This window comes from Paenibacillus sp. P4_A7, assembly GCF_056402455.1.
In genome coordinates, this window is sequence record NZ_JBFUHJ010000454.1 from 1 (window position 1) to 4,437 (window position 4,437).

Consider the following 4,437-nt stretch of genomic DNA (forward strand, 5'->3'; position numbering starts at 1 on the left):
GACTATATTTTCGTCTACATGGGCTGGGGCGTTAATGAGGAAGATATGAACTGGATGAACGAGGTGCTGCAGCAACATCCGGAACGAAAAGCGATACTAGTGTTCCACGAATACATGAAGGCGAATGCGACTCGTTCCGCAACAGGAGAAATGATTTATAACGGGGTAGTTATACCTAACCCGAACGTTGTCATGGTCATTAGCGGCCACTATACCGGCAGTTCGGTAAAAACCGATGCGCTTGACGACAATAACGACGGAACGGCTGATCGCTATGTGCACCAAATTCTTAATGATTACCAAGGAATTGAAGACGGCGTTACCGGCGGCTCCGGCTATTTGAAGCTGTTCCACTTCGATACGGAAACGGGTCAGGTGTACGTCAACACGTATTCGCCTGTACTTGATGATTATAATTACTATGAGCCTCAAAAGGATGAATGGACGCTTAAGATGGACCTTGAGCCTCAAGTAAAACGAGTCGCTACCGATATGATGGAGGTGCGGATCTATTCGGATGAGGCAATCGGAAGCACCGTTCAAGCTGAAAGCGGGGATACCGTGCAGATGATATGGAGCGGGCTTGCCGGAAGCCAGACCTATTATTGGTATGCGGTTGCAGAGGATGCGTTCGGCGGCTTTAAAGCGTCAGAGCTGTCGAGCTTCCGCACGCGTCTCGTCGTTCCTGCTCCGACAGGGCTGCAGGCATCTGATATTAATCCGGCAGGAGCATTGGTAAGCTGGAATCCAGTTCTCCCGAGCGACGGCGGAGCGGTGACTTATCGTATTTCCGTCAACGGTGCTGAAGCTGCGACGGTTACGGAATCCGTTTATGCGGCTGGAGGCCTTGAGCCGGATACGGAGTATCGTTTTAAAGTCATAGCGGTGCATGAATCAGGGGTTGTGTCAGCGCCGAGCGAGGAGCTGGTTGTCCGCACACTGATCACCCTTGCTTCGCTTCAAGCAACGCTTGACCAGTTGACCGCTTCAGGCGGGGTGTTAAGTCCGATTACGAATCAATTGAGCAATTCTTTAAAGCAGGCGGAGCATCATAAGGAGAAAGGTAATCATGACCAAGCAGTCAAGATGCTGGAGGACTTTCTCAAGCATCTGCGGAATGAAGCATTGGCCTCATCTGTGTCAGAGGATGTCAAGCAGCTTTTAGAGGAGAAGACACAAAKGCTGATACAGCTATGGAACGGCCGGCAAATTTAGTCGATAAGACAAAACAATCCTCCATGCCAAAGATGCGTGGAGGATTGTTGCCAGTATTGCGACCGCTCGTTTATAACGATAACGCATCCAGTGGAATTTCGAACACATGCTTTAGTACTAGGCCTGCTGCAAGCAGGGTTTCATCCGGCATCTGCTCCATATACAGAAGTTCAACGCCGCGGCTTGTCATAGGAACGCTTTCCATAAGCGTCTCCTTCAGCTTCGAAACGATATCACTGCCCCAAGAATCTAATACTCTACCTGTTAGCAGCACGCGGTCAGGGTTTAGAAAGGTCACCAAATTGCCGATGGCTATAGCCAGGGTTTTGATCATTGTATCGTGCAAATGAATCATGGACTCGTCGCCTGATCGGACGGCTTGTTGGAAAGCTTCAAGCGTTTGCCCTGTATTAAATTGGAGTCCGCTTATGGATAACAACGTCGTCAGGCAGCCTGTTCCTCCGCAATGACATGGATAAGCTTCCGGCCCCGTGAAGGCTTTATAATGACCGAATTCGCCTGCAACGAAGGACGATCCGGAGATGAGCCGCGTATCCGAAAAGATCGCCCCGCCGATTCCGTAATCGAATTTCAATGTGATATTGTCTGTGGAACCGCTAAGGCAGCCGTTCATATTTTCATTAACCGCTAATAAATTGGCATCATTCTCAAGATAGACAGGCAGCTCATACTTCTCCTCAAGCAGTGACTTGAGCGGTAGCTGTAAGAAACCGAGGCCAGGCACACGCAGCAGGATGCCCTGCTTCGAATCGGCCAGCCCTTGTACGCTGATCCCGATTCCTTTCGTCTTGGCAAGCTCCGGAACCTGCTCCAGTAGCTCATCAATGACTTCATGCAGCAGCTGAAGCAGGTTGTCTATACTTTTGTACTTATCCACGGAACGATTGGTCAATGACAGCCGTTCATTGCGGAAGTTATAGACGCAGCCCCGGATATATTTGCCGGCGATTTCAATGCCTAATGCATAATGGCTGGAGCTGTTGACGGAGAGCGCGACCCGCTTTCTGCCACTGCCGGCTTCTAATGGCATATGCTCGCCTTCGAAGACGAGACCATCCTCCAGCAGGCGATTGACGATATTGGTTACGGTTTGTTGGCTCAAGCCTGTCTTATGTGCTAGCTCAACGCGCGAAATGGATCCTTCAGAAAATATCAAATAAAGTACCTTTTGCTGGTTGATGGATTTCAGCAGCTTGTTGCTCGTGTTTTTTAAGGCGTCCACGAATTGTACCCTCACTTTATTAAATTTTGATTGACAGTATATACAGTTTGTGTAGAATATTAATAAAGTCATTTGATTTATTAATAATACACCTATTATAACCTACTTTAAGAGGAACGTGAATAGTAAATGTGGATAGCTGGAATTGTAATCATCATGTCTGTACTCTGCATTCCACTAGTGTTTGTTTGTTGGATGCATACAGCAAGCCTGAGAGTGGGACGCTCCGACGCTCTTATTGTACTCGGTTATCGTTCCGATGACGGCAGTATTCATCCGCTGCTGAAGGAACGGCTCGATACGGCTATAAAGCTCTTCCGTCAATATGATTATTCCTATATGATGCTTTCCGGCGGAGCTGTAGGCTCGGACCGGTCAGAGGCAGAGCTTATGCGGGACTACCTGGTCCAGCAGGGCATTGCTGAAGAGAGACTGATCTTAGAAATGAAATCACGCAATACGGTGCAAAATGTAGTCAACTGCAGACAGCTCCTCAGGCAACATGGACTCAGCACGTGCGTACTTGTCTCCAATTCATTTCATATTCGGCGAATGAAGTACATTATGAAGAAGCTTGGCATTTCGGCTATTTTCTATGCCAAAAGGGATATACGCAGTATCCTGACGCTGCAGCTTCGGTTAACCTTCCTCGAGATTCGCGCGTTTCGTTTGACACTGCCCTGGATTGAGAAAGCCTTGAAGAAAAATAGCGCGGTCAATAACAGAAAAGAGCAAAATGCCGCTAGTTGATGGAAGTGCAGCCGAGGAGGCTGCTCCTTCTAAAGCATTATTTGAAAGCGGATACAAATTGCAGGCAAGGTAGATGCTTATAGGAGGTGGGGCTTAGCGGTTGAGAGGGCTGCATATTGGCTATTCGGGAAAACAGTTATTGCAAACAAATTAATTGAAGTGCCAAAGAAAGGGTGGTTATCAAATGAAGACGACTTGGAAGAAGCTTCTTACCATCGGCTTAACAACAATGATGACCTTTGCGTTGCTCGCAGCCTGCAGCGGCAACAACAGCAATAACAGTAAGAACAACAATAATACAAACACCGACAGCACAGGAACCGTGGCGCCTGCCAGCAGCACGCCGGCACCGGAAGCTGCAGTATATGAAAACGGATTGCCAAAGGACGAGAAGGTAACGCTTAAGGTCGGGTTCTTTGTAGGCGGTTATGGACGTGATTGGTTTGATTATGCGGTAAAGTCTTTCACAGCGAAGTACCCAAATGTAACGATCGATATTACCGCATCAGCTGACATGAAAACAATCCTCTCCACCAAAATCTCTGCAGCCGATGACAAAGATATGTTTGATCTATTCAATACGACCCCATCAGGCGGTATCGTATCGCTCGCCGAAGCAGGGAAGCTTGAGCCGTTGGATGATATCTGGGATTACAAGCTGCCGGATGTACCAGATAAAACGGTGAAGGAACTCATGATGCCTGGGATGTATGAATCAACGACTTTGATTGGCGGGAAGCGTTATGAGTTTGCTACGGCCAGCAGCTTCGGCGGATTGTTCTTTAACAAGAAGCTGTTTGAGGAGCAAGGCTGGAACCAAAATCCTCGCACATGGGATGAATTTAAAGCGCTTCTAGCGGACATTAAGGCTGATGGCATCACTCCGATTACGTTCCCGGGCATTCATCCAAGCTATCATAACTGGGCATTCGGAACAGCCAAAAACTTTGAACTAGCAGATATCAATAGACATGTTGATGAATTTATAGAAAATTATAAAAACTATGGCCTCCCGCAATATACAAATCCAGAAACGGTTGAAACCTGGACCAGATTTTATGAGCTGGGTCAACAAGGATATTTTGCAGAAGGACTGCCGGCTTTGAATCATACGCAATCGCAAATGCAGGTTATTCAGGGGCAAGCGGCGATGGTATCGACAGGAACCCATGTAGAAAATGAAATGAAGGAAGCGACGCCGGCCGATTTTAATTGGGGCTACATGGCTG

General features: G+C 47.7%; 4 protein-coding genes. 3 read left to right on the forward strand and 1 reads right to left on the reverse strand.

Annotated features, from left to right (window positions below; translation table 11 throughout):
* On the forward strand, positions 1–1,215 hold a 1,215-nt coding region (locus AC1DWN_RS28680), incomplete at its 5' end, for an FIMAH domain-containing protein (protein WP_477562290.1).
* A 70-nt stretch (positions 1,216–1,285) separates the two neighbouring features.
* On the opposite strand, the gene AC1DWN_RS28685 is transcribed toward AC1DWN_RS28680, so the two are convergent.
* A complete protein-coding gene (locus AC1DWN_RS28685; protein ID WP_477562291.1) occupies positions 1,286–2,458 on the reverse strand; it encodes an ROK family protein in 1,173 nt (390 codons plus the stop codon).
* A gap of 129 nt (positions 2,459–2,587) precedes the next feature.
* Here AC1DWN_RS28685 and AC1DWN_RS28690 point away from each other — a divergent pair, with 129 nt between their 5' ends.
* A complete protein-coding gene (locus AC1DWN_RS28690) occupies positions 2,588–3,208 on the forward strand; it encodes a YdcF family protein (RefSeq protein ID WP_477562292.1) in 621 nt (206 codons plus the stop codon).
* 184 nt (positions 3,209–3,392) lie between these two features.
* The coding region (locus tag AC1DWN_RS28695) for an ABC transporter substrate-binding protein (RefSeq protein WP_477562293.1) at positions 3,393–4,437 on the forward strand (1,045 nt) is incomplete at its 3' end.